General features: G+C 35.0%; 25 protein-coding genes. 23 read left to right on the plus strand and 2 right to left on the minus strand.

Annotated features, from left to right (window positions below; genetic code table 11):
* The first annotated feature begins 186 nt into the window (after nt 1-186).
* The 22 genes from NSA01_RS05625 to NSA01_RS05730 all read left to right on the plus strand — a co-directional run bounded on the left by NSA01_RS05625 (nt 187) and on the right by NSA01_RS05730 (nt 24,904).
* Nucleotides 187-3,909, plus strand: coding sequence for a phosphoribosylformylglycinamidine synthase (locus NSA01_RS05625; RefSeq protein ID WP_257480528.1), 3,723 nt, complete (start codon nt 187-189; stop codon nt 3,907-3,909).
* Between the two features lie 12 nt (nt 3,910-3,921).
* Nucleotides 3,922-4,410 carry a 5-(carboxyamino)imidazole ribonucleotide mutase gene (gene purE / locus NSA01_RS05630; protein WP_007049915.1) on the plus strand — a complete coding sequence of 163 codons (489 nt, stop codon included), beginning with the start codon at nt 3,922-3,924 and terminating at the stop codon, nt 4,408-4,410.
* A gap of 14 nt (nt 4,411-4,424) precedes the next feature.
* Nucleotides 4,425-5,129: a phosphoribosylaminoimidazolesuccinocarboxamide synthase gene (gene purC, locus NSA01_RS05635; RefSeq protein ID WP_007049914.1), complete on the plus strand. Its 705-nt coding sequence runs from the start codon at nt 4,425-4,427 to the stop codon at nt 5,127-5,129.
* A 39-nt stretch (nt 5,130-5,168) separates the two neighbouring features.
* The gene (purF, locus tag NSA01_RS05640) at nt 5,169-6,587 is read left to right on the plus strand and encodes an amidophosphoribosyltransferase (RefSeq protein WP_007049913.1); all 1,419 of its coding nucleotides are present in this window, start codon (nt 5,169-5,171) and stop codon (nt 6,585-6,587) included.
* A 1-nt stretch (nt 6,588) separates the two neighbouring features.
* A complete protein-coding gene (gene purM, locus NSA01_RS05645; RefSeq protein WP_257480529.1) occupies nt 6,589-7,620 on the plus strand; it encodes a phosphoribosylformylglycinamidine cyclo-ligase in 1,032 nt (343 codons plus the stop codon).
* Complete coding sequence (gene purN, locus NSA01_RS05650; RefSeq protein WP_257480530.1) at nt 7,611-8,231, plus strand: phosphoribosylglycinamide formyltransferase; 621 nt, start codon at nt 7,611-7,613, stop codon at nt 8,229-8,231. Before purM ends, purN begins: the two co-directional genes overlap by 10 nt.
* Before the next feature lie 27 nt (nt 8,232-8,258).
* Nucleotides 8,259-9,800 (plus strand): bifunctional phosphoribosylaminoimidazolecarboxamide formyltransferase/IMP cyclohydrolase, encoded by a 1,542-nt coding sequence (gene purH, locus NSA01_RS05655; protein ID WP_257480531.1) that lies wholly within the window; start codon nt 8,259-8,261, stop codon nt 9,798-9,800.
* A gap of 14 nt (nt 9,801-9,814) precedes the next feature.
* Entirely contained in the window at nt 9,815-11,065 is a 1,251-nt protein-coding gene (gene purD, locus NSA01_RS05660; RefSeq protein WP_007049909.1) for a phosphoribosylamine--glycine ligase, read from the plus strand.
* A gap of 12 nt (nt 11,066-11,077) precedes the next feature.
* Nucleotides 11,078-11,974, plus strand: coding sequence for a ComEC/Rec2 family competence protein (locus tag NSA01_RS05665; protein WP_257480532.1), 897 nt, complete (start codon nt 11,078-11,080; stop codon nt 11,972-11,974).
* Nucleotides 11,975-11,977: 3 nt separating this feature from the next.
* The gene (locus tag NSA01_RS05670; protein ID WP_257480533.1) at nt 11,978-12,160 is read left to right on the plus strand and encodes a DUF3006 domain-containing protein; all 183 of its coding nucleotides are present in this window, start codon (nt 11,978-11,980) and stop codon (nt 12,158-12,160) included.
* Between the two features lie 18 nt (nt 12,161-12,178).
* Complete coding sequence (locus NSA01_RS05675) at nt 12,179-12,970, plus strand: hypothetical protein (RefSeq protein ID WP_257480534.1); 792 nt, start codon at nt 12,179-12,181, stop codon at nt 12,968-12,970.
* 10 nt (nt 12,971-12,980) lie between these two features.
* Nucleotides 12,981-14,057, plus strand: a complete 1,077-nt coding sequence (locus NSA01_RS05680) for a metallophosphoesterase family protein (RefSeq protein ID WP_257480535.1) — start codon at nt 12,981-12,983, stop codon at nt 14,055-14,057.
* Nucleotides 14,058-16,508 (plus strand): ATP-binding protein, encoded by a 2,451-nt coding sequence (locus NSA01_RS05685; protein ID WP_257480536.1) that lies wholly within the window; start codon nt 14,058-14,060, stop codon nt 16,506-16,508.
* A 13-nt stretch (nt 16,509-16,521) separates the two neighbouring features.
* Complete coding sequence (gene mnmA / locus NSA01_RS05690) at nt 16,522-17,607, plus strand: tRNA 2-thiouridine(34) synthase MnmA (RefSeq protein WP_257480537.1); 1,086 nt, start codon at nt 16,522-16,524, stop codon at nt 17,605-17,607.
* Nucleotides 17,608-17,676: 69 nt separating this feature from the next.
* Nucleotides 17,677-18,150, plus strand: a complete 474-nt coding sequence (locus tag NSA01_RS05695) for a hypothetical protein (RefSeq protein WP_257480538.1) — start codon at nt 17,677-17,679, stop codon at nt 18,148-18,150.
* A gap of 33 nt (nt 18,151-18,183) precedes the next feature.
* The gene (locus tag NSA01_RS05700) at nt 18,184-19,335 is read left to right on the plus strand and encodes a M20 metallopeptidase family protein (protein ID WP_257480539.1); all 1,152 of its coding nucleotides are present in this window, start codon (nt 18,184-18,186) and stop codon (nt 19,333-19,335) included.
* A gap of 151 nt (nt 19,336-19,486) precedes the next feature.
* Complete coding sequence (locus tag NSA01_RS05705) at nt 19,487-20,983, plus strand: ComEC/Rec2 family competence protein (RefSeq protein ID WP_257480540.1); 1,497 nt, start codon at nt 19,487-19,489, stop codon at nt 20,981-20,983.
* 42 nt (nt 20,984-21,025) lie between these two features.
* Nucleotides 21,026-22,036 (plus strand): DNA polymerase III subunit delta, encoded by a 1,011-nt coding sequence (gene holA, locus NSA01_RS05710; RefSeq protein ID WP_257480541.1) that lies wholly within the window; start codon nt 21,026-21,028, stop codon nt 22,034-22,036.
* 9 nt (nt 22,037-22,045) lie between these two features.
* Entirely contained in the window at nt 22,046-22,891 is an 846-nt protein-coding gene (locus tag NSA01_RS05715) for a histidinol-phosphatase (RefSeq protein WP_257480542.1), read from the plus strand.
* 142 nt (nt 22,892-23,033) lie between these two features.
* The gene (locus tag NSA01_RS05720) at nt 23,034-23,627 is read left to right on the plus strand and encodes an RNA polymerase sigma factor (protein WP_257480543.1); all 594 of its coding nucleotides are present in this window, start codon (nt 23,034-23,036) and stop codon (nt 23,625-23,627) included.
* Nucleotides 23,620-24,480, plus strand: coding sequence for an anti-sigma-I factor RsgI family protein (locus NSA01_RS05725; RefSeq protein WP_257480544.1), 861 nt, complete (start codon nt 23,620-23,622; stop codon nt 24,478-24,480). The genes NSA01_RS05720 and NSA01_RS05725 overlap by 8 nt, the downstream gene beginning before the upstream one ends.
* A 73-nt stretch (nt 24,481-24,553) precedes the next feature.
* Nucleotides 24,554-24,904, plus strand: coding sequence for a hypothetical protein (locus tag NSA01_RS05730; RefSeq protein ID WP_257480545.1), 351 nt, complete (start codon nt 24,554-24,556; stop codon nt 24,902-24,904).
* 39 nt (nt 24,905-24,943) lie between these two features.
* On the opposite strand, the gene NSA01_RS05735 is transcribed toward NSA01_RS05730, so the two are convergent.
* Entirely contained in the window at nt 24,944-25,165 is a 222-nt protein-coding gene (locus NSA01_RS05735) for a helix-turn-helix domain-containing protein (RefSeq protein WP_257480546.1), read from the minus strand.
* 109 nt (nt 25,166-25,274) lie between these two features.
* Here NSA01_RS05735 and NSA01_RS05740 point away from each other — a divergent pair, with 109 nt between their 5' ends.
* Nucleotides 25,275-25,574 carry an FxLYD domain-containing protein gene (locus NSA01_RS05740; RefSeq protein WP_257480547.1) on the plus strand — a complete coding sequence of 100 codons (300 nt, stop codon included), beginning with the start codon at nt 25,275-25,277 and terminating at the stop codon, nt 25,572-25,574.
* Nucleotides 25,575-25,638: 64 nt separating this feature from the next.
* Here NSA01_RS05740 and NSA01_RS05745 read toward each other — a convergent pair whose 3' ends face one another.
* Nucleotides 25,639-25,902, minus strand: coding sequence for a cell division topological specificity factor MinE (locus NSA01_RS05745; protein ID WP_257480548.1), 264 nt, complete (start codon nt 25,900-25,902; stop codon nt 25,639-25,641).

Raw genomic sequence — 25,902 nt, forward strand, 5'->3', positions numbered from 1 at the left:
ACTATGTGACACATGTTATATTAAAATTTATTTAAGAGAAATTGTCTGATTTATAACAGGATTTTATAGTTTTTTATATAAAAAAGTATAAAAAGACTAATTACTTTTTATAAAAATGTGGTATTATTAAATAATACATAAAAAGTTATAAAATTTTTAATATTATTACATGATTTGGAGTAAAAGATGATAAAAAGAGTATTTATAGGTAAAAAAGATGGATTTGACACTTCAGGTGCAAATTTGCTGTCAGACTTAAAAGTAAATCTTAATATATCGGGTTTAGTCAAACTCAGTATATTCAATCGTTATGACTTACTTGCGGACAGTGAGGAACATTTTGATAACCTTGTTAAAAATGTTCTAAGCGAAGTAAATGTAGATGATGTATTTATTGATGAACTACCTAGTTTTGACGGAGCTAAGATTTTCGGTGTTGAATATCTTCCCGGACAGTACGATCAAAGGGCAGATTCTGCAGAACAATGTGCAAATCTTATAATGTCCAATAAAGATTTAAAAATCAAAAATGCAAGGATATATGTACTTGAGGGAGATATAACGGATAAAGACTTAGATGAAATAAAGAATTATCTTATAAATCCAGTTGATTCAAGGGAAGTTGACGTAAACAGTAAGATAGATTTAAGCGAAGAAGAAGTAGAAGTTAAAAAGACTCCGATAATAGAAGGATTTACAGACGGAGATGAAGATTATTTAAATAACCTTTTGAATGAAATGGGTCTTGCCATGGATATAAATGACCTAAAACTCATTCAGGAATACTTCAAAAACGACGAAAAGAGAAATCCGACTTTGACGGAAATCAGAGTTCTTGATACATACTGGTCGGATCACTGCCGACATACTACTTTCTCAACTCATTTAAATGATATTCAAATCGAAGAAGGCGGAGTAAACGATGAAATAAGATCGGTTTATGATGAATACTTATCCCTTAGAGATAAATTATATGCGGGAAAAAACAAGCCTGTTACGCTAATGGATATGGCTGTGATAGGTACAAAAGAAATAAAGGACAGAGGACTTGTTCCCGACCTTGAAGAAAGCGACGAAATCAACGCATGCAGTATTAGAGCCAAAGTTGATGTTGACGGTAAAGACGAAAAATATCTAATCATGTTCAAGAACGAAACACATAATCACCCTACGGAAATAGAGCCTTTCGGGGGTGCCGCAACTTGTCTCGGCGGCGCTATCAGAGACCCGCTTTCCGGAAGAGCTTATGTTTACCAGTCTATGAGAGTAACGGGAAGTGCGGATCCTACCGTTCCTTACGATAAAACATTAAAGGGTAAACTTTCTCAAAGAAAGATAACTACAGGGGCATGCCACGGTTTTTCTTCTTACGGAAACCAAATAGGACTTCAAACAGGGCAGGTCAAAGAATATTATCATCCGAATTATGTAGCAAAGAGAATGGAAGTCGGGGCTGTTATAGCTGCGGCTAAAGAAGAAAACGTAAAAAGACTTACTTCCGACCCGGGAGACGTTATAATCCTCGTTGGAGGAAGAACGGGACGAGACGGTATCGGCGGCGCCAGCGGTTCATCAAAAGAGCACACCGAGAAATCAGTACTTACTGCCGGAAGTGAAGTTCAAAAGGGTAATCCTATAGAAGAAAGAAAACTTCAAAGACTGTTTAGGACAGATGAAGTTGCGAAGATGATAAAAAAATGTAACGACTTCGGAGCAGGCGGCGTAAGTGTTGCAGTAGGAGAGCTTGCAGACAGTTTGAATATAAATCTCGACAGTGTTCTTAAAAAATATGACGGACTGGACGCTACGGAAATCGCAATAAGCGAGTCTCAGGAAAGAATGGCTGTCGTAATCGCAAAAGAAGATAAAGATAAATTTATCGAAGCCGCTAAAAAGGAAAACCTTGAAGCGGTACAGGTCGCTACGGTTACGGACGACGGAAATATCGTAATGACAAAAGACGGCGAAGAAGTACTTAAAATCAAGAGAAGCTTTGTGGATACTAACGGAGCAAGCAAGAATGCTTCGATAAAAGTTGGAAAAACTTCCGATGAAATAACTTCTTTAGCTGATAAAAACAAATCTCATAAAGAAAACTTTATAAACATACTCACAAATCACAATGCTTGTTCTCAAAAGGGTCTTGTCGAATATTTTGACAACACTATCGGGGCAAACAATGTTTTGATGCCTTACGGCGGTAAATATATGTTAAGCGAAGTGGACGGAATGGTTTCAAAAGTTCCTCTTGAAAAGGGCGATACCACTACGGCTACGGTTATGACCAACGGTTTCGACCCTGAGCTTTTAAGTGAAAATCCATATATAGGTGCGGTTTATGCGGTGCTTTCTTCAGTATCGAAAGCTGTAAGCATTGGTGCCGATTATAAGAAACTCAGACTTTCATTCCAGGAATATTTTGAAAGACTAAGAAAAGACCCAACAAGATGGGCTAAACCTTTCATAGCACTTCTCGGTGCTTTAAAAGTTCAGCTTGAACTTAATACTCCCGCAATAGGCGGGAAAGACAGTATGTCGGGTTCATTCGAAGATATAGATGTCCCTCCTACACTTATTTCATTTGCGGTCGGTGTCGTGGATGCAAATAAAGTCGTAAGCAGTGACTTTAAAAATGCAGGTAATAATGTATATGTAATAAAAATAGATAAAACCGAAAACAATACTCCAAACTACGACAGCGTAAGAAGTGCTTTTGATTTGGTTCATAAGTTGATCGAAGAAGGAAAAGTAAAATCAAGTAAATCCATTACCGTAGGCGGAGTCGCAGAAGCGGTATCAAAAATGTGCTTCGGTAATAAAATAGGTTTTGAATTCACAGATAGTGATTATGATATTTATGCTAAAAACTACGGTGACATAATAATCGAAACAAGCGAAAAATTAAGTGACAAGAATGCTGTTTTACTGGGTAAAACAATAGAAGAAAGAATTATCAGGGTAGGAAATGAAGAATTAGACCTTGATAACTTGATAGAAAAATGGGAAAATCCTCTAACCGGTGTATTCCCAATCGACAGCGGTGTTGAAACAGAAGCTAAAGAAATCAAATATACAAAGGGAAGCATAATCACAAGAAAGACGAGTATTGCTTCTCCGAAAGTCCTCGTTCCCGTATTCCCGGGTAACAACTGCGAATATGATACGGCAAAAGCTTTTAATGAAGCAGGGGCTGAAAGCGATATATTCGTATTTAAAAATAAAACTCAAAATGATATCGAAGATTCCGTAAAAGAACTTGAAAGAAGAATAAAAAGCTCACAAATGATAGCTCTTCCGGGAGGTTTCTCTGCGGGAGACGAGCCCGACGGTTCGGCTAAATTCATTGTAAGCGTATTTAAAAACGAGAGAATAAAAGACGCTGTCATGGATCTTCTTAAAAAACGTGACGGTTTGATGCTCGGTATTTGCAACGGCTTCCAAGCACTTATAAAGACGGGTCTTGTTCCTTACGGAGAAATAAGGGATTTGGACGAAACCAGTCCTACGCTTACATTTAATTTAACAAACAGACATATTGCGAATATATCTTATATAAAAGTTGCTTCAAACTTATCGCCTTGGTTCAAAAACGTAAAGGTAGGAGATACTTTCATAAATCCTATCTCACACGGAGAAGGAAGGTTTGTATGTAACGATGAAGTGCTCTCTTCACTTATAGAAAACGGACAGGTCGCAACTCAGTACGTAGATGCAGACGGAAACTTATCCTCTTCTCCTAGAGTAAACCAAAACGGAAGTGTATGCGCCATAGAGGGTATAACATCTCCTGACGGAAGGATCTTGGGTAAAATGGGACATAGTGAAAGAAAAGGCACAAACCTATATAAGAATATCTATGGTGAAATGGAACAAAATATATTCCTTAGCGGTGTTGAATATTTTAAATAAAAGGAGAGAAAAATGGGTAAAGTAGCAGTTATAATGGGAAGCGACTCCGATTTAGGAGTTGTTGAAAAAGGTTTAAAAGTATTAAAGGATTTCGGTGTTGAATATGAAGCGAGAGTGATCTCCGCACACAGGACTCCGAAGCAGGCGGAAGACTTTGCGAGAAATGCAAAGGAAAACGGATTTGATGTTATCATTGCGGCGGCAGGTAAAGCTGCTCATTTAGGCGGAGTTTTGGCGGCTATGACTACTCTTCCCGTTATCGGTATACCGATAAAGACATCTTTGATGGGCGGTATGGATTCGCTTCTCAGCATAGTTCAAATGCCTAAAGGTATACCCGTTGCAACGGTAGCGGTTGACGGTGCGGAAAATGCGGCTCTTTTAGCTATTCAAATGATTGCCCTAAAAGATAAAGACTTGGAAAAGAAGCTTGAAGAATATAAAGTAACAATGGAAAAAGAAGTTGTTGAAAAAGATAGAAAGTTACAAGAAAGAATTTAAGGAGAGTATTTAAAATGGAAAAATTAGAAATGTTATACGAAGGAAAAGCAAAAAAAGTATTTAAGACCGACAAGAAAGATGAATATATCATCGAATATAAAGATGACGCGACAGCATTCAACGGAAAGAAAAAAGATACTATTTCAAATAAAGGTGTAGTAAATAATAAGATGACGAGCATTATCTTTGGTATGCTTGAAGAAAAAGGTGTTCCTACACATTTTATTAAAATGCTTGACGACACACATCAGCTTGTAAAAGCAGTTGAAATCGTGCCTGTTGAAGTAATCATCAGAAATGTTGCTGCGGGTTCTATTTGTAAAAACTTAGGTTTGGAAGAAGGAATGGAGCTTGATCCTACAGTATTCGAATTCTGTTATAAAGAAGATAAATACGACGATCCTTTGATCAATGACTACCATGTACTTGCAATGGGACTTGCTACAAAAGAAGAAATCGAAACTATAAAAGATTATACTTTTAAAATCAATGAACTTCTAAAAGAATTCTTTATGAAAAGCAATCTAAAACTTATCGATTTCAAAATCGAATTCGGAAGATATAACGGACAAATCGTTTTAGCTGATGAAATCTCTCCTGATACTTGCAGACTTTGGGATAAAGATACAAACAGAAAAATGGACAAAGACAGATTTAGAAGAGACCTTGGTGATGTTGAAGAAACATATAAAGAAGTTTTGGACAGAATAAGTAAATAATTGGTTTTAATCTTTAATACTTATAAAAAATAAGGAGAAATAACTTTGTATCAATCAGATAAATTTAAAGATGAATGCGGTGTAATGGGAGTACTTCAGGATACCCCCGAAAATACTGCGGCATATGTATATTTGGGACTTTACGCTCTTCAGCACAGAGGACAGGAAAGCTGCGGTATAGCAGTAAACAACGATACCGAAATCACTCAGCACAGAGGAATGGGGCTTGTTGGAGATGTATTCACATCCGAAGAGTTAAGGAAGCAAAAAGGCGATATTGCCATAGGACATGTAAGATATTCCACGGCAGGGGACAGCGATATCAAAAACGCTCAGCCTCTTACGGTAAACTGCAAAGACTGGCAGATAGCCCTTGCTCATAACGGCAACCTTGTAAATGCCGACGCAATAAAAAATATGCTTCAGGACGACGGTGTAATATTCATGACCAGTTCGGATACCGAAGTTATCGCAAACTTGATTGCGAGAAACTATAAATTCGGTATAGTAGAGGCTCTTAAAAGAGTAGGACAAATAGTTAAAGGTGCATATGCTCTCGTCCTTACTATGGGTGATATGCTTATCGGTGTAAGGGATCCTTACGGACTAAGACCCTTATGCTTAGGTCAGCTGGATAACGGCGGTTACGCTCTAGCCAGCGAATCTTGTGCGCTCGACGCTATAAACGCCAAGTTTGTAAGAGACGTTGAACCGGGAGAAATAATCGTTATAAGCGATAAGAATATAGAAAGCTACAAAATTGAAAGCTGGGCTAAACCGAGAAGATGTATATTCGAACTCGTATACTTTGCAAGACCCGATAGTTTGATTGACGGCGATGAAGTTCATGAATCCAGAGCCAGAGCTGGAAAACTCCTTGCAAAGGTAGACGAAGGCAAGATAAATGCGGATGTTGTAATGGCGGTTCCCGACAGCGGAGTTTCCGCTGCGATAGGATATGCGGAAGAGTCCGGTATTCCTTACGGTGTAGGTCTTATCAAAAACAGATATATCGGAAGGACTTTTATTCAGCCTACTCAGTCTATGCGTGAAGAAGGTGTCGATATAAAGCTAAATGTTTTAAGGTCAAACGTTGAAGGAAAAAGCGTAGTTTTGATAGACGACTCTATAGTCAGAGGTACTACTTCAAAGAGGATAGTCGATAAACTTAAAAAAGCCGGTGCTAAAGAAGTCCACTTCAGAGTTGCTTCTCCTCCGACATCTTATAGCTGTTTCTTCGGTATAGATACACCGAACAGAGATAAGCTCATTTCTTCCAAACTATCTATGGAAGAAATCAAAGATTTCATAGGTGCGGATTCTTTATATTATTTAACGATAGATGAACTTAAGCAAACGGTTGCCGATTTTGATAAAGGTTACTGTATGGCATGTTTCAACGGAGATTATCCTATGGAAGTGCCTTTTAAAGAAGAACAGGTAAGGAGCAGTAAATAAAGTGGAAAAATTAACATATAAAAACAGCGGTGTGGATAAAGAAGCCGGTTATGAAAGTGTTGAACTTATAAAAAAACACGTTAAGGAAACGTTCAGTGAATATGTACTTACCGGTCTTGGAAGCTTCGGAGGAGCGGTTGAGCTTCCCGAAGGATATAAAAAACCGGTACTTATAAGCGGTACCGACGGGGTAGGTACAAAACTCGTACTTGCTCATAAGCAGGATATTCACGATACTGTGGGTATCGACCTTGTCGCAATGTGTGTCAACGATATTTTATGTCACGGTGCAAGACCTTTATTCTTCCTTGATTATATAGCCTGCGGAAAAAACTTTCCCGAAAAAATCGAAGCTATAGTCAAAGGTGTAAGCGAAGGCTGCAAACAGGGTGAATGCGCATTGGTAGGCGGTGAAACCGCCGAAATGCCTGGAATGTATAAAGAAGAAGATTATGACCTTGCGGGTTTTTGCGTAGGTGTTGTGGACAAGGATAAATTTATCTCGGGCAAAAATATAAAAGCCGGTGATAAAATCATCGGGCTTCCTTCAAGCGGTCCTCACAGCAACGGATATTCTCTATTAAGAAAGCTCTTCTTTGATATAAAAGGCTATGAAGTGGATACTTACGTTGAAAGTCTTGGTACCACAATAGGAAAAGCACTTTTGACTCCTACAAAGATTTACGTAAAGAGTATCCTTCCTTTGCTTGATAAAGTAGATATCAAAGGTATGTGCCATATCACGGGCGGCGGATTTGTCGAAAATATCCCTCGTGTTATTCCTAAGGGACTTTGTGCTAAAATAGATACCAAAAAAGTAGATGTACTTCCTATATTTGATTTGATATCAAAAGAAGGCGAAATCGACAGAAAAGAAATGTTCTCCACTTTCAATATGGGTATCGGGTTTGCGGTTGTTGTTGATGACAAAGATGTGGATAAGACGGTCAAAGAGCTTGAAAGTTTAGGTGAAAAACCGGTTGTATTCGGAGAAGTAACCGAAGGCGAGGAGAAGATCGAATTATGTCTTTAAAGAAAATCGCTGTTTTGATAAGCGGAGGCGGAAGTAATCTTCAAGCCGTAATAGATAAAGTACATAAGAAAGACGGGATAATAGATGTTGTTATTTCCGATGAAGATGACGCGTACGGACTAACAAGAGCCAAAAATGCAGATATTGATACTTTGGTTATAAATAATAAAAGCTATCCAACCAGAGAAGAATTTGCGGATAAAATAAAAGAAGAACTGTTAAACAGAAATATCGACTTAATAGTTCTTGCAGGGTTTATGAAAATCCTTCCTCCTTCATTTGCCAAAACATTTAAAAATAAGATAATCAACGTACACCCTTCTTTGATACCTTCTTTCTGCGGTAAGGGGTATTACGGGATAAAGGTACACGAAGCTGTACTTAACTACGGTGCAAAGATAACCGGAGCTACCGTTCATTTTGCCGATGAAGGAGCAGATACCGGACCCATAATAATCCAGGGCACCGTCCCTGTATTTACCGAAGATACTCCCGAGATATTACAAAAGAGAGTTTTGGAAGTTGAACACATGATTTTGCCTAAGGCGGTAAGTTTATTCTGTTTGGATAAGCTTGTGGTAAAAGGCAGGATAGTATATATTAAAGAATAAATCAGATTTTATTAAGGAGATATACCAATGATTAAAAGAGCACTTATAAGCGTTTCTGATAAGACGGGCATAGTAGATGTAGCAAGAGAACTCGAAGAAATGGGAGTAGAAATAATTTCTACGGGCGGAACTAAAAAAACACTGGAAGAAGAAGGCATAAAAGTTATTTCCGTTGAAGATGTTACAGGTTTCCCCGAATGTTTGAACGGAAGAGTAAAGACTCTTCATCCCGGGGTTATGGCAGGTCTTCTCGCAAAAAGAGATAACGAAGAACATATGCAGCATTTATTTGATTTATCTATCGAACCTATAGATATGATAATTGTAAACTTATATCCTTTCAAGAATACAATTTTAAGAGAAGGCTGTACTTTTGAAGAAGCGATAGAAAATATAGATATCGGCGGACCTACGATGCTTAGAGCTGCCGCTAAAAATTTCCAAGATGTTGCTGTTGTGATAGACCCGAGTGATTACGATGTCGTTTTAGGTGAACTTAGAGAAAAAGGCGAAGTTTCTTACGATACAAAACTAAATTTAGCTAAAAAAGTATTTATGTCGACAAGTTATTATGATACATTAATAGCAAGTTATTTGAGAGAACAGGTAGGAGATGATTCTTATCCCGAAACTCTTACCCTTTGCTATGATAAAGCTCAGGACTTGAGATACGGAGAAAATCCTCATCAGGACGCTGTTTTTTATAAAGAAGTACGTCCTATGATAGGTTCTCTTCCTCTTTCAAAACAGCTTCACGGTAAAGAGCTTTCTTATAATAACATCAACGACACCAACGGTGCACTTGAGATATTAAAGGAATACAGCGATGAACCAACCATAGTAGCGGTAAAACACGCAAATCCTTGCGGGATAGCTTCAGATGCTTCTATCGCAGTTGCATTTAAAAAATGTTATGAAGCGGATCCTCAGTCCATATTTGGTGGTATAATCGCTTCAAATGAAGAAATAGACGAAGAAACAGCTCTTCAAATCAGCAATATTTTTATTGAAGTAGTCGTTGCTCCAAGCTATACTGATGAAGCCTTAAAGATACTTACAAAGAAGAAAAATATAAGAATATTGCAGCTTGATGATATAAAACACAATCAGGAAGGCAAAGATATTAAGAAAGTTATGGGCGGGCTTCTTATGCAGGCAAGAGATACCAAGCTTTTAAGCGATGAATTAAAAGTGGTTACTAAAAGACAGCCTACGAATAAAGAAATGCAGGATTTGATTTTCTCATGGAAAGCAGTTAAGCATACGAAGTCTAATGCTATTTCAATAGCAAAAGATAAGATACTCGTTGCCAACGGTCCCGGTCAGGTAAGCAGGATATGGGCACTTGAAAATGCCGTTAAACAAGGCGGAGAAAGCGTAAAGGGAGCGGTCCTCGCATCCGATGCATTCTTCCCATTTGACGACTGTGTAAAAGCTGCTTATGAAGCAGGCATAACCGCTATAATCCAGCCCGGCGGTTCGATAAGAGATGAAGATTCTATAAAAGCTTGTAATGAATATGGTATTGCCATGGTATTTACAGGAGTTAGACATTTTAAACATTCATAAAAGGAGAAATTGAAATGAAAGTTTTAGTAGTTGGTTCCGGTGGCAGGGAACACGCATTAGTTTACAAATTAAAGCAAAGTCCATTGGTCACGGAGGTATTCTGTGCACCCGGTAATGCGGGGATAGCGAATATCGCGGAATGCGTAGATATCAAAGTTGACGACATAGACTCTCTTAAAGAGTTTGCCAAGACAAATGAAATAGGTCTTACCGTAATAGGTCCCGAACTTCCATTGGTCATGGGTATTGTGGATGAATTTGAAAAAGAAGGTCTTAAAGTTTTCGGTCCCAATAAGAAGTGCGCGGCTTTTGAAGGAAGCAAAGGGCTTACAAAGAGATTTTTGGAAAAATATAAAATACCTACAGCTAAATATTTGGAAGTCACCACATATGAAGAAGGTGTGAAAAACCTTGAAAACTTCGGTTTTCCTGTGGTTGTCAAAGCTGACGGGTTAGCTGCAGGCAAAGGCGTTATAATCTGCGAAAACAGGGAAATGGCTGTTAATGCTTTAAAAGACATTATGGTCGACAAAGTATTCGGAGATTCCGGAAACAGTGTCGTTATCGAAGAATTTTTAACGGGAACCGAACTTTCCACACTTTGTTTCGTTGACGGCAATAAAATAATCCCTATGGAAAGTGCAAGGGATTATAAGCCTGCCTACGATAATGATGAAGGTCTAAATACAGGTGGTATGGGCAACTATTCTCCAAACAAGATTTTTGACGATAAACTAAATGCAAAAGTCAGGACAAAGATCTTAGACCCTATCATAAAGGGATTTAAAAGTGAAGAACTGGACTATAAAGGAGTGCTTTTCATTGGTCTTATGGTTGAAAACGGAGAACCTAAAGTCCTTGAATTCAATGTTCGTTTCGGCGACCCGGAAACACAAGTCGTAATGTTAAGACTTGAAAGCGACCTTGCGAATATCATGCTCAATACCGCAGACGGTATCCTTGAAGAAGACGATATCGTATGGTCTGATGAATCTTCTGTCTGTGTGGTTATGGTTTCCGGAGGATATCCTGAAAGCTATGAAAACGGAAAAGTAATAAGCGGACTTGATAAAGTAAGCGAAGATGTTATAGTATTTCATGCAGGAACGAAAAGAGAAGGCGAAGATATCGTTACAAACGGAGGCAGAGTCCTTAACATTTGTGCAGTAGGTGAAACCTTGGATGAAGCGAGAGAAAAAGTATATAACGAAGTAAATAAGATTTCTTATGACGGAGCTTATTTCAGAAACGATATTGCAAGATAAAAAAGGTAACTAATGACTAAAACTAAAAAAATAATGATAATATTGCTGGCAGTAGTTTTAACTTTTATGACTGCTGCCTGCAGTTCTGATTTACAGGATTTATATTCTTTTGTAAGCGGGGATGATTACATATCAGAAATAGAAGACGGTTCGACCCTAGTTGAAGATATAGATGTAGGTCAGGGCGACAGCTATTTGATTTCTAATTCCGGTTTTGGGAATATACTAATAGATACCGGAGATACCGAGCATAAAGATATTTTGGTTTCTCATCTTAAAAAGAGAGGGATCAAGAAAATAGATTATGTTATTTTGACTCACCCTCATTCCGACCATATAGGGGGAATGACAGGTGTACTCGATAATTTTAAAGTAGAAAATATTTATATGCCTAAAATGACACATAATACCGCTACATTTAAAAAGATGATAAATAAAGTAAAAGAGAAAAATCTTTACTTTAAAGAAGCTAAAAGCGGTGTCAAGATAAGTCTCGGTAAGGGAAGCAGTATAAACTTTTTGTCTCCCACAAAGGATATGTCTTTGAAGGACTTGGATAATTCCGATGCGGTATGCATGTTAAAGACAAACGGAAGGAAAGTTTTGTTTACGGGAGATATATTTAAAGAAACAGAGCTTAAATTGATTCCGAGGATAGGTAAGATAGATATTTTAAAGGTTGCTCATCACGGAAGTCATAAAGCAACCAGCAAAGAATTATTGACATCTTCTAAGCCTGAATATGCAATGATAGGTGTGGGAGAAGACAATAAATATGACCATCCGTCTAAGTCCGCTTTAAACAGACTGGATAAATATAATGTTAAAGTCTACAGAACGGATCTTAACGGAAATATCGGATTTACAATAAACAATGATGGAAGTATTGAAGTAAACACTAGCAGGTAAGTTATGATAAAAGGTATAATAGATAGATTTGAAAACGATAAAGTCGTAATAGAATTTGAAGATTTGAAAATCGGAGTACTCCCTAAGAATATCTTTAAAAAAGGTATAGAAGAAGGGGATGAAGTGACTCTTGACATAGATACAAAACATACAAAAAATATTGATATTGATGAACTATTCAAATAGTCATATGAGGAGATATTTATGAGCGAATATTACATGAAAATGAAAGAATTGATTTCCAGGCTCAAAGCCGACGGATACAGCATTACGGGAAGGATGATAAAACACTATATCGATATAGGTATCCTTCAAAAACCGGAGTATAAATGCCCCAATCAGGCTTTATATGCAGACTTTCATTATATAAGACTTAAAAGGATTTTATCAAGTAAGAAATCAGGAAAAAGCATTGCCAAAATCAAAGATGAAATATTTAAAGAAAATGACGATTTACTTATTAAAATCAAAAAAGATGATTTAGACAGTTATGATATAAATGAAATTATCAAAAAATTGGGTATAGTCGAAAAAGAAGAAGCGGATCTAATAAAGAGCGAACTTAATGATAATAAGACTTATACAAAAGTCGATATATTGGAAAAGCTTGACAGTGACGGAAGTATACTCGATTTAGCCGTTGATACGGGAGTAATTTCAGATAAAGATACTTACAACAGTTATGAACTTTATATTTTGATTTGCATAAAGAATTTAATAAAAGTAAAAAAACAAAATAAAAATGCAAGCGGACAGCTTATAGAGAGAATAAGCGAGATTTCAAAGCTAAACAGTATTGCTAATGAAATTTCATATTTAATAAACAGTGATAAAGATAACTCTTGGCTTTACACTTATCTTTTAGAGTCAATCGTTTTAAGTAAAGTCGATAAGAAAATCATTAGAAAACCCATAACGGAAGATGATGATTATAAATATAAAAAAGCTTTGGAAGATTTGGAAAGCATGGAATTTGATAAAAACTATGAGGGATAGGAGGTAGATTATGAAGTTTATACATACAGCGGATTTACATCTCGGTTCTTCGTTTCTATCTTCTTCTTTTGATAAAAACACCGCAAAAGAAAGAAGAGAAGATTTATTTAAAGCATTCAATAAATTGATATTAGCCTGCAAAAAAAGAGAAGCGGATATTCTTTTGATTGCAGGTGATTTATTTGAAGATGAGTTGGTCAGAGCCAGTGATGTAAACAGGATAATAGACGGATTTAAAATGATTCCCGAAGTAAAAGTAGTAATAGCGGCGGGAAATCACGATTATATCCATGAAAAATCTTTTTATAAATTACTTTCTTTTCCGAAGAATGTAACTATATTCGATAGCGATACATTGGATAAGATAGAGTTTGAGGAAATAAATACTTGTGTTTACGGGCTTAGTTTCCTAAAAAAACATTATGAAGAAGATATTTTTGAAGTACCCGAACTTGATTTCAGTAAAAACAATATACTTCTCCTTCACTGTGATGCAATAAGTAAGACTAGTGATTATCTTCCTGTTAATAAGAATAAGCTTGCATCTTCGGGATTTGATTACTGTGCTTTGGGTCATATACATAAGTCTGTCAAATTATCGAATAATTCTGTATATCCGGGCAGTTTGGAGCCTTTGGACTTTTCCGAAACGGGGTATCACGGATATATATTCGGAGAAATAATAGATAAAAAAACCGGTGTCAAACTAATTAAAAGTAACATCAAGCAGTTTGTAAGTTTCGGTGTAAATATAACGGGTATAGAGTCTCTTGAAGAGGTCATAAACCTAATAAAAACCGAGGCTAAGATAGGATTGGACAAGTTCTTATTTAGAGTGAGCATTGAAGGTACTTTGAGTGACTTGGTTAAAATGGAAGATATAAAAACCAGGTTAAACGAAGAGTTTTATTATATAGAAGTAGTCGACAATACCGCAGTTGATTATAATATAGCTAAGATTTATGCGGAAAATAAGGATAATGTCATCGGTCATTATATAAAAGCATTAAAAGGCAAAGATGACGAAATAGATACGGAAGCATTGTATCTGGGTCTTGATGCACTTCTTAACGAGGGGGCTAAATAGATGAAGATAAAGAAATTAGGTATAAAGAGTTTCGGTAAATTTCAGGATAAGGAAATCGATTTTAAAAACGGACTTAATATAGTTTACGGTAATAACGAAGCCGGTAAATCTACTACACATAAGTTTATTCAAGGTATGTTTTTCGGTTTCTTTAAGCCTTACAGCAAAAATAAGCTCTACAGTGAAGAGTATAAAAGATATAAACCATGGAACAGCGATTTATATAAAGGAAGCCTTGAATTTACCATAGGTAAAAGCGAGTATAGGATAGAGAGAAACTTCGATAAGAAGAATGAAGATTTTAAACTCTTCGATAATATTACCGGAGAAGAATTAACGGACAAGCTTCCTTATGACGGTTCTACAAAGCAGCATATAATATCTCCTGTTATAAGACTAAACAGTGTTTTATTCAATAATACCATATCAATAGCACAGCTTGGTAATAAGACCGAGAAAGACTTCAAAAAGGAAATCAGCGAAACTCTTGCAAATTACGAAAAGGGCAATGATAATAAGATTTCCGTAAATAAAGCTATCTCGTATCTTGAAAAGCAAAAGGCAGAAATCGGAACGAGAAAACAGTCTAAATCAAACTACGGCAGTGCGGTAATAAAACTTGAAGAATTAAAAAAATCCAAAGAAAAAGCCGTTATTGCAATGGAAGAAAACAAGGATTATTACCTTCAGGTAAAAGCCTTGGAAGAAAAACTCAAGGAACTTAGAAAGAAAAAAAGAAAATTAGTTAAAGACTTAAATGATATAGCAAGGAACAGAGAAAAGCATATTTTCTTCAAATACAAAGCTGTCGAAGATGAAAATAATCAGATAAGAGAAAAAATAGAAGAATTAAAGAAGTATAAAGATATTAATAACGATATTTATACTCAGTTTTTAAACCTTTATACAGAAAACAAATCTTTGAACGAACAGCTTGAGGATTTAAAAAACAAGCAGGAATATGTCAATAATACTCTTTCGGACCTTGATGACGAAGCAAAAGAGGTAAATAAAGAAACAAAGGGAAAAGACTATAACAAAATAGTTAATGACATAGATATCCTTAAAGACAGACTTGGTAATATCGAAAGACTTAAAGGTAGATTATCGGAAAAGAAAGATGTTTCCGTTGAAAAAGATTATTCTTCCAAGAGCACTACAAATAAGGTCATCAATATTGTATGTATAGTAAGTGCTGTCATAACGATATTTATGCTTGCATTCAGCTTTACCATTTCAAAGAGTCTGATGCTTTATTTTTACATTGCTCTGGGTGCTACCGTAGTTCTTGGGATAATGAAGTTAGTCATAATGAGTGTATTTAAGGAAACGAGTAAGAAGTATGATAAATATGATACTTCGCTTATCAGGACTCAAAATATGATCGAACTCAATGAAGTTGAAATCAATAAACTCTTAATGGATTATGAAGAAGAAGATCCATATAAACTCATTGAGATACTTGAGGAGAAGAGTATCATTGCAAAAGAAGCTTCCGTAAATCAAAGCAAGCTTGAAAAATATAAGATGGACCTTGAAGATTTTGAAGGTACAACCAAAATTTTAGAAGAGAAAATAAGCGAAAATATCTATAAGATGAATGAAATACTTGTAAATAATAATATTTCAAGTATAGAAGAATTCAAAGATGCTCTCGAAAAGAGAGAAGAGTATGAAAAATCCATTGAAAGATATGAAAGCAACAATAAGCTTCTGTTAAATATCATAGACGGCAATGATATAGCCGAGCTCGAGAAAAAATTCGCAGGGGAAGAAATAGACCAGGCTACTTTGGATACCATAAAGTCAAATGACAGTGCATTCCTTACGAACAGTGTAGATGATTTAAATGATGAAATCACCGGAGTGTCTGCGGAGCTTTCAAGGATAAACGGTATATTGGAAGAATCCAATGCATTCAACGAAAATCTTTGTGTAATAAACGAAGAGATTTATAAATATGAAAATAAAATCAAAGAGTATGAACATAAACTGCTTGCTTTGGAAACCGCAATAGCAACAATAAATAACATCTCCAAAGAAATCCATACCAGCGTTGCACCCAGTCTCAACGAGACTTTGGGTACTATCATGACCAAGATAACCAAAGGTAAATATTCTACGGTCAAAGTAGACGATAACATGGATGTAATGGTTCTTGATGAACAAAGCGGTCAAATGGTGGACGCCGAAAGTTTAAGCAACGGTACTATAGACCAGATTTATTTGGCTTTAAGATTTAGTATCATAGATAATCTTTTAGCAAGTAATAAAATGCCTATCATTTTGGATGATTGTTTTGTTCAGTATGATGATTACAGACTTAAAGAAGTCCTCGAATATCTTCACAGCGTATGCGGTGAAAAACAGATCATCATGTTTACCTGTCATACCAGAGAAGCGAGAGCTCTTAATGAACTAGGGATAGATTATAATAAAATCGTTTTATAAAAGGAGGATTTAATTGAAGAAAGTTGTCATAGGAATGAGCGGCGGAGTAGACAGTACCGTAAGTGCTTATCTATTAAAAAAGCAGGGGTATGACGTCATAGGCTTATTCATGAAAAACTGGGATGAGACGGATGAAAACGGAGAATGTACCGCTGAAGAAGACTACGACGATGCGAGAGCCGTATGTCTGAAGCTCAATATCCCTTGTTACACCGTCAACTTCACAAAAGAATATTGGGATAATGTATTTACTTATTTTCTTGATGAATATAAAAAAGGAAGGACTCCAAACCCCGATGTTTTATGCAATAAAGAAATCAAATTCAAATGTTTCTTGGATTATGCCATAAATGTACTCAATGCGGATTATATAGCTACTGGACATTATGCGAAAGTCGAGCATACAAAAGAAGGTACTCGCCTTTTAAAAGCAAAAGACCAGCATAAAGACCAAACTTATTTTCTGTCTTTACTTAAAGAAGAACAGCTTGAAAGAGTTATTTTCCCCCTTGCGGATGTGGAAAAAGGTGAAGTAAGAGAAATCGCTGAAAGGGAAGGCTTCAGAAATGCCAAGAAAAAGGACTCAACGGGGATATGCTTTATCGGTGAGAGAAACTTCACTCAGTTCCTTCAAACTTATCTTCCAAATCAGCCGGGAGATATGATAGATATGGATACGGGAGAGAAAAAAGGTGAACATATTGGTCTTATGTATTACACTTTGGGACAGCGTAGAGGTCTTGGAGTCGGCGGATGCGGAAGTGGAGAAAGATGGTACGTAGCAGATAAAGACTTAGATAAAAATATTTTATATATAGTTCAGGGAGATAAAAATCCGAAACTTTATAAAAACGGATTTATAGCTACGGATGTAAATATGATTTCAGGTCATTATCCAAGCGATAAGTTCAAATGTGAAATGAGGTTCAGACATCTTCAGCCGCTTAAAAAAGTTACGGTGGAAGTAATAGACGAAAGCACCGCAAGAGTTATTTTCGATGAAGAGCAAAGCTGTGTGACTCCGGGGCAAATAGCTGTCTTTTATGACGGAGATGTATGTCTCGGCGGGGGAACAATAGATAAATTAATCAAATTTTAACATATTTTTTCTATATATTTAATTTTCTTTATGGTAAAATATATGTTGAATGAAAAGAGGTAATCAATTATGAAGAGAATGAAGCAAATACTTAGCATTTTAATTATTACTATATTTTTAGGGACTTTGTTCGGCTGCGGTACCGAACCGTCTGCACACAGCAAAGACTTTTCCGATGCAAAAAATAAATGGACACAGGACAGTATCTATATAGATGCACATGCAAAGAAACCGGTTAAGAATACAAAGACGGATATGGTGCTTGATGATTCATCTATGACTGTTACCGTTACATCTAAAAAAGGTTCCCCTAAGACTACTACATATACCGTAAGCGGGGCGAGTGACGGAAAGTTTACTGCTTCAGGAGATGGTGAAACAATAGAATATACTTTTAATTATGATCCGGGAGCAAACATTTTACATCTTTATAATACGGATTCTAAAGGCAGAGAAGTACATACGGTCTACAGAGAATATTCCGAAGCTCTTCCTTGGGATGACGGAAGTGCCAATAAAACCAATAACAACACTACAAAATAATTTTTGTAGTGTTTCTTATAATAGGAGACAAAAATGTTTAATACTTTAAAAGAAAAATATTTTGATGAAATAAAAAAATTAAGAAGAGACCTTCACAGGATTCCCGAAGAGGGGCTTAAGGAATTTAAGACCAGCAGGTATATAAAAGACTACCTTACCGACCTTGGGCTTGAATACGAAGAGACAGCGGGCACGGGGGTGCTTTGTTATATTGATATGGGAAGTGAAACGACATATGCTTTCAGGACCGATATGGACGGGCTCAGTATAGTAGAAAATAATGATATAGATTTTAAAAGTACTAACCCTGATATGATGCATGCCTGCGGTCACGACGGTCATATGTCTATACTCCTAATCTTCGCAAAATATTTAAGTGAGAATAAAGATAAACTTAAAGATAGTATTTTGCTTATATTCCAGCCCGCAGAGGAAGGACCGGGAGGAGCTAAGCTCATTATTAAAGAAGGCGTACTTAAGAAATATAATGTGAAGAATGTATTTGCTCTTCATTTAAGTCCCAATGTTCCAAAAGGCAAATATTCTTCAAAGCCTTACGGTTTTTATGCGGCTTCAACCGAATTCACCGTCTTTATAGACGGGAAGTCTTCTCACGGTGCTGCGCCTCATAACGGCGTCGATGCTATAGTTATTGCCTCACAGTATATAAATGGTATACAAAGCATAGTAAGCAGGAACATAAATCCCATAAGAGAAGGGCTTGTTACCATAGGTACTATTAACGGAGGCGACAGGATAAATATAATCGCCGAGCATGTTGAAATGGAAGGTACCATAAGGACTCTCGATAAAGATACGTACAAGATAATCGATAAAAGGATGCATACTCTCGCAGAAGGTTTAAGCGAAGCTTATGACTGTAAGATAACTTATGACTGGAGACCGTTCTACGGGATAACTTATAATGATAAAGAATTATATGAAAAAGTGGTTCCTGCATTTAAAGATGATTATATCCTCGGTGATGCGATATTGAGTGCGGAAGATTTTTCTTTTTACTCTGAAGAAGTACCTTGCTTTTTCTATGAGCTTGGTATAAGAGAAGAAGATAAAGGGTATGTTCATCCTCTTCATAACGCATGTTTCAACTTCGATGAAGAAAGTCTTTTATATGGCGTAATGGGCGATATCAATATATTAAAGACTTTAGGTGCAATTGAATAAATATCTATAAATTAAAAGCTTCCTTACGGGGAGCTTTTTTTGTGGATTAACTGTGGATAACTATCCTCTCATATCATTCCGATTAGTAGTATTAAAAGCTGATTTTTATATGCTAGAATTTAATAAAAATGTTGAAATACGGAAGATAGATATGAATATCAAAAGACCTGCTTTAATAATATTTCTATATATTTTATATGGACTTTTAATGTCTTATTTTAATGCGGAAAATATCATATTCTTTCCGTTACTTTTGATTTCATTTATTTTGCTGTTCATTTTATTTAGGGATATTTCTCTTAGGATAATCTTTATTATTTGTATCCTTCTCAGTACTTTTACTTTCTATCATACTTCTTACAGACTTGATTATATAAGCGAATTGGATAAATTCACCGATGATAATATAAGCATAACCGCTCAGGTAGTGAGCGCACCTTCTTATAAAGAGAAAACTACTTGGATTTATGTAAAAGACGTAAAGTATGAGTTGAATGGGAAGATACACACTTCAAAAGATAAACTGCAAATAGTTATTTATAATGATAACGGAAAATATAAAGTCGGAAGCTATTACAGATTTTACGGAAAAGTAAAACATCCCATTGCTTTTAAAGGCTTTAACTATAATTTATTTTTAAGGACTTTGAATGTTTATAACTACATGAATGTAAACTATAAAAATATCGATTTTGTAAGGGAAGACCACTTTCCCTTTTATTTGGATAAGGCATTTGTTTTAAGGGACAGATACAGAAGTAACTTGGAAAGAAATATGAAAAGTGAAGATAACGTCAATCTCCTAATGGGAATGCTTTTCTCCGAAAAGAATGTAGATGATGAAACTTATGCAAATTTTAAGATAACCGGTCTCAGCCATGTACTTGCGGTCTCCGGACTTCATGTCGGTCTTATTTATGCCGTGATAATTTATTTTCTTTCGATGTTTGATATAAAGAAACGCTACAGAGTATTTATAATCGCTCCGATTTTATTTGTGTATGTAATGCTTGCGGGGATGTCCTTTTCTGCCACCAGAGCCATGATGTTATGTCTGTTTAATGAAGTTTTATCCATGAAACACGAAGAAGACAACGATCCTTTCAACCATACTTTTATAATTGCCTCTATACTTCTTTTAATAAATCCGCTGAGTATCTTCCATGTAAGCTTTCAGCTTTCATTCGCAGCTGTCATGGGAATATTTCTTTTATCTCCGGTGATGAGAAATAAACTTCTCGATATATTCAATGAAGATAATAACATTGTGAAATATTTTATTGAGATGTTTTGTATAAGTACTTCTGCGTATTTATTTACTCTTCCGATAATTATAAATACTTTTGGTGCCATGTCTGTGATAAGTATATTATGCAATTTAATAATAGTTCCTTTTATTGCTCCCATTATCGTAATGGGACTGGTTGGCGGTATTTCCGGAAGATATGTGTTTGGATATATAGTGTTAAATCTTTTGGATTTGATATTGACCTTTATCAGAAGAGTTGTTAAATTACTGGCTTCCATACCCTTTGCTTCGGTAAAGGTCGGTCATTTGAATATTGTTTTTTTATTTTTATATTATATTTTGCTTCTTATATTCGCGGGATATATAACTATTCCAAAAAAGAAAAAAAGTAAATTTTAATTATTATATTTTTATGATACAATGTCCATATGGGAGACGGCTATGGATTACATTAAATTAAACGATAATATAAAGAAGAAGAATTTTAAAAATATATATCTATTCAACGTAGGGGAAAATTACATTGCGAAGATGATGCTGGACAGCCTCAAAAGTGCTCTTATATTAAAGGACTATGAAGATTTCAATTACTCTGTATTCGACGGTAAAAAACTTGATATAAATAAAATATATGAGCTTATGGAAACTCTGCCTATGCTCGATGAACATAGGCTTATACTTATAAAAAGCGAATACGCAAAAAATAAAGATTTCAGCAAGAAGCTTAACGAAATCATCAAAGACATACCTCCTTCAACAGTAATTATCATTTGGTCGGAGGGTAACTTTGATAAAAGGACGGCTCTTTTTAAAACAATAAAAAAAGAGGGGGATATCGTTGATTTTGAAAAGTTCAAGGAATTTAAGCTTGAAAACTGGATAAGGAATAAGGTAAAAAACAAAAATTTCATTTTATCAAAAGACGCAATAGGCTATTTCATAGAAGCCAGCGGATATTTGCTTGACGGCAGTGAGGTCGACCTTGGATACTTCGTAAGTGAAATAGATAAGCTTTCCAGTTTAGGAAAAAGAGAAATCGATTTAGAAGACGTAAAGAAAATAATAAGTGTCAATATAAAGGACGAGATATTCAAGCTTACCGATGCTCTCAGGGATAAAAATACCGACTACGCTTTTAGACTTCTCAGTAATTTGGAATACAACAATGTAAATTTCATGCAGATTTTGGCTGTTGTAATAAGAAATCTCGAAAACATGTATTTGTGTAAGGAATACATGAAAAAGAAAAAGAGTGAAAAAGATATAGTAAATGATTATTCTCTGCATCCCTATGCGGTTAAAATGGCGAATATTTCCGCAAAGAAATATTCCGATAAGGAGATACATGAAGCCTTGAATTTATGTCTGGACTTGGATTATAAAATCAAGATAGGCGAAATGAGGAACAGGGAAGCGGGAATAATACTCATAGAAAAAATTTCAAACAGGTAGGAGGTAACAATGTATAAAGTATCACTGCATAATCACACGACTTTGAGCGACGGGAAAACCGATATGGAAGAAATGGTATTGGCTGCAATTGAGAGAGGATTTACTCACTTTGGTATAACGGATCATGTTTGCACTTATAAATATGAAGACCACTCTTTAAAACCGGATAAATACGACGAATATGTCGATAAAGTTCATGAGCTTAGAGATAAATATAAAGATAAAATAGAGCTGTTCGCGGGTATAGAGAGCGAAAGATATGCAAATAAGGGGTATCTTGTAAGCGACTTAAGTAATATAAGACCGAGACTTGATTATATAGTAGGTTCCGTACATGTTACATATCCGGGCGAGATAATGGAGCCTGTGGATGAACTTTGTTCTAAATTCAGGAAGTCTTTGGAAAGAAGTTACGATAATGACGCAAGAAAATTTGTGACGGATTATTTTGAAAATTATTATAATAACTTGGCTGAACTGAAACCGGAGGTTGCGGGACATATAGATTTGATAAAGAAAAACAACATAGACGGGATTTTCTTTGACGAAACCGCATGTTGGTATAAGGATTTGGTTTCGGATGTGCTTGATAAAATAAAGGAAATAGACAGCGTGCTGGAGCTTAATACCGGTGGAGGTTATAAACATGGTGTTAGAAGTCTTTATCCCTCTGATGTAATAATAAAAATGGCAAAGGATAAAGGTATCAAATTCACCATGTCAAGCGACGCTCATAATATAGAAATGCTTGATGTTTTGTATGATCTCGGTGTCAACAGATTAAAGGCAGCGGGTATAAATAAGCTATATACTTATTCCAATAAGGAAAAGGGATTTATCTCATTTGATATTTAAAGGATATATTTTTATATCCTTTTTTATTTTTATGCAATAAAATTATCTTTTGAATTGTTATATTAGTGAAAGTTTTGAAGCCAAATTGATTTTATAGAAAAATATTGTTATACTTTGTAAAAATATAAAATGAGGATAAATTATGTTACTTTTTGCTGAAATCTTTGGAGGGGAAGATAGCGTAAATACTAATAAGGAAATACCTATAGACGATAATACGATAATCGAAATAGGTATGAGTTCCAAAGAAGCTTTTGAAAAGCTTTATTATGCGACCGATAAAGTTTTATATGCTTATATACTATCATTTTTGAAAAATCATGAAGATACTATGGACGTACTTCATGATACATATATAAAAATAAGATCGGCGGCACATCTTTATAAACCCATGAATAAACCCATGGCTTGGGTATTCACTATTGCGAGGAACCTTGCAAAGACTAAAATAACCCAAAACAAAAGAAATTTATATCGTGATAATACCGATATAGAGAATGATTTGAGCTTTTCTTATGTGACGGACGCAGAGGATAGAATGGTGCTTATTACCGTACTCAAAGAGCTGACGGAGGAAGAAAGAAGTATAATCCTGCTTCATGCGGTTTCTGGTCTTAAGCATAAAGAAATAGCGGAGGATTTAAAACTGCCGCTGTCAACGGTTTTGTCAAAGTATAACAGGGGACTGAAAAAACTTAAAAATAAACTTGAAAAGAAAGGAGTAAGATATGAATAAATATGAAGAAAAACTAAAGAATGCCATATATCAAGCTCCTTTACCGGAGCCGGACAAACTTTACGAAGAGGCTATCATAAAAATGGAAGAAGATGATGAAATAACGTCTGATAAGAAGAAATGTGATTTTAAGAAGTTTTTTGCTCCCGCAATCAGTGCCGTTACATGTTGCCTTATGATTTTTGTATTTTGGTATTCTCAAAACCTTATGCCTTATAATTCTATAGATATCGATGTTAACCCAAGCTTGGAAATAGTGACAAATAAGAAAAATAAAGTAATAGATATAAAATCATACAATAAGGGTGCTTACGAAGTAGTTGATGGAATAGATTATAAAAACAGAGATATTGATTTTGTAATAAAAAGAATACTTGACAATATGTTAAAAGAAGGTTACTTGATAGAAGGATATGATTTACTGATGCTTTCAACAAACGATAAGAATAAAGACTTATCAAAAAAAATATTAGATGATTTGGACAGTTATATAAAAGATTATTTATCGGCATTTAATGTTTCCTCCGTTGTATTAAAACAATATTATGATGACAGCAGTCATAAGAATATTGATATAAAGGGATGCTCATTGGGTAAATATAATCTGATTGAAGAAATTATCAGCTTAAATCCTTCATTAAATGAAGAAGAGCTTAAATTGTATTCCGTAAGAAAACTTGTAAGCATATATTATGAGCTTAGCAATAACGATGAAAAAAATCATTTGCATGCAAGTAATAAGGAAGATGTCATAAAGGCATGCGGACACTCCAATACAAAAAAAGAAATACATGACAAAGGACACGAGAAGAAAAAGGAACATAAAAAAGAAAGAGAAAAAAATCATCATTAAAAATAAAATTTTATGCAATAAATACTCTATGTGATTAGTTATATTAATATAACAATAAAAAGGAGATTTATATATGAAAAAGAAAAATTTAATTATTTGGGGAGTATCGTTGTGTTTTGTATTCGGAGTATTTTTGTTCAGTAATTATTCCGTGACAAATGCTGCGAGTGCTTCCGTTTCACAAAAAGTAAAAACCGTAAATTGTACAAATGAATGGTGTTTAAAAAACGATGAACATAAGAGTATCAATCATACAAAAGTTTGCGATAAGTCGAATTGTAAAAATAAAAATTGTGATGGAAAAAATCATGTGTACGAACATAAAAAAAGAAGCGAAAATCATAAAGCATATGTAAATAATAATCATGGTTTAGGTAATCATCATAACAATAAATCACATTATAATGGCGGACATCATCATTAATAGCATAATACAAATAAAAGCCCACAAGTATGTGAGCTTTTATTTGTTTATTTTTTTGTTTTTAGTTCTTCCCAGAATATAATCTGCCGAAACATTATAAAAGTCAGCAAGAGTTATAAGATGCCTAAGAGGCAGTTCATTTATGCCAAGTTCGTATCTTGAATATACTTGCTGAGTCGTCTTTATAATAGCTGCTACTTCGCCTTGCTTAAGGAAGTTATCTTCCCTCAGCTCTCTTAGGATTTCTGCATATTTTTCCATATACACCCCTCCAATAGAAATTATTATAATCAAGGTATGTTTTAATAATTGACTATACATCTTATGTGGTGTATAATGATTATTAAAAATATGTAAGGGGTAAAAATCGGTGATTTGTAAAGAAAATAAAAACTCGGATATTGAAATTTTAGAAAAGACGACTTCATATAAAAATCACGATAATAGCTGCTTTTATATAAAAGGAACTTTATATAATAAAAGTAATCAAAATTTCGGTTACGTTCAAATTACTTTTGATTGCTTTGACGAAAAAGGAAATTATATCGATTCAGCCATAGATGTAATAACAAATCTTATTTCAGGTAATAAGTTCGGGTTTAGTGCAGTATGTTCAAAAAATATTGAAATGATATACACTTATAAATTAAAAGAAATATATTACAATTAGTATAAACCGTTTATTTTAATTTAAACATAAAAAAGTCCTATAATATAGTTTATAGGACTTTTTATTATTCTTTTATTACCATAAGCGAAATGAGGACGTTTTCTTCTTTTTTCTCTTTTCCGATTTTCATCTTTGTAAGATAAGTCTTACTTCTCATTTCATTTACTTCAAAATATTCGTTAACCACCGACAATACATCTTTTTTTACCATTTCCAGCTTATCGTTTGAAATATTGGTCCTTTCTTTCATAAGTATGTTTTGAAGCCTTTCTTTTGCGACATCTTTGCTTTTGGTTTCATCTGTTTTATCTTTTAAAAAATCAAACAT

This window comes from Anaerofustis stercorihominis (assembly GCF_024623185.1).
In the GTDB taxonomy this organism is placed as follows: Bacteria; Bacillota; Clostridia; order Eubacteriales; family Anaerofustaceae; genus Anaerofustis.

Bases quoted from the DNA above. Each gene is read 5' to 3' on its own strand.
- purD (WP_007049909.1), top strand. From the start codon at position 9,815: ATGAAAGTTTTAGTAGTTGGTTCCGGTGGCAGGGAACACGCATTAGTT.
- NSA01_RS05720 (WP_257480543.1), top strand. From the start codon at position 23,034: ATGTTACTTTTTGCTGAAATCTTTGGAGGGGAAGATAGCGTAAATACT.
- NSA01_RS05730 (WP_257480545.1), top strand. From the start codon at position 24,554: ATGAAAAAGAAAAATTTAATTATTTGGGGAGTATCGTTGTGTTTTGTA.
- NSA01_RS05725 (WP_257480544.1), top strand. From the start codon at position 23,620: ATGAATAAATATGAAGAAAAACTAAAGAATGCCATATATCAAGCTCCT.
- NSA01_RS05675 (WP_257480534.1), top strand. From the start codon at position 12,179: ATGAGCGAATATTACATGAAAATGAAAGAATTGATTTCCAGGCTCAAA.
- purE (WP_007049915.1), top strand. From the start codon at position 3,922: ATGGGTAAAGTAGCAGTTATAATGGGAAGCGACTCCGATTTAGGAGTT.
- NSA01_RS05665 (WP_257480532.1), top strand. From the start codon at position 11,078: ATGACTAAAACTAAAAAAATAATGATAATATTGCTGGCAGTAGTTTTA.
- NSA01_RS05705 (WP_257480540.1), top strand. From the start codon at position 19,487: ATGAATATCAAAAGACCTGCTTTAATAATATTTCTATATATTTTATAT.
- purN (WP_257480530.1), top strand. From the start codon at position 7,611: ATGTCTTTAAAGAAAATCGCTGTTTTGATAAGCGGAGGCGGAAGTAAT.
- NSA01_RS05745 (WP_257480548.1), bottom strand. From the start codon at position 25,902: ATGTTTGATTTTTTAAAAGATAAAACAGATGAAACCAAAAGCAAAGAT.
- NSA01_RS05670 (WP_257480533.1), top strand. From the start codon at position 11,978: ATGATAAAAGGTATAATAGATAGATTTGAAAACGATAAAGTCGTAATA.
- purC (WP_007049914.1), top strand. From the start codon at position 4,425: ATGGAAAAATTAGAAATGTTATACGAAGGAAAAGCAAAAAAAGTATTT.
- holA (WP_257480541.1), top strand. From the start codon at position 21,026: ATGGATTACATTAAATTAAACGATAATATAAAGAAGAAGAATTTTAAA.
- NSA01_RS05700 (WP_257480539.1), top strand. From the start codon at position 18,184: ATGTTTAATACTTTAAAAGAAAAATATTTTGATGAAATAAAAAAATTA.
- NSA01_RS05680 (WP_257480535.1), top strand. From the start codon at position 12,981: ATGAAGTTTATACATACAGCGGATTTACATCTCGGTTCTTCGTTTCTA.
- NSA01_RS05695 (WP_257480538.1), top strand. From the start codon at position 17,677: ATGAAGAGAATGAAGCAAATACTTAGCATTTTAATTATTACTATATTT.
- NSA01_RS05625 (WP_257480528.1), top strand. From the start codon at position 187: ATGATAAAAAGAGTATTTATAGGTAAAAAAGATGGATTTGACACTTCA.
- NSA01_RS05685 (WP_257480536.1), top strand. From the start codon at position 14,058: ATGAAGATAAAGAAATTAGGTATAAAGAGTTTCGGTAAATTTCAGGAT.
- NSA01_RS05715 (WP_257480542.1), top strand. From the start codon at position 22,046: ATGTATAAAGTATCACTGCATAATCACACGACTTTGAGCGACGGGAAA.
- NSA01_RS05735 (WP_257480546.1), bottom strand. From the start codon at position 25,165: ATGGAAAAATATGCAGAAATCCTAAGAGAGCTGAGGGAAGATAACTTC.
- purH (WP_257480531.1), top strand. From the start codon at position 8,259: ATGATTAAAAGAGCACTTATAAGCGTTTCTGATAAGACGGGCATAGTA.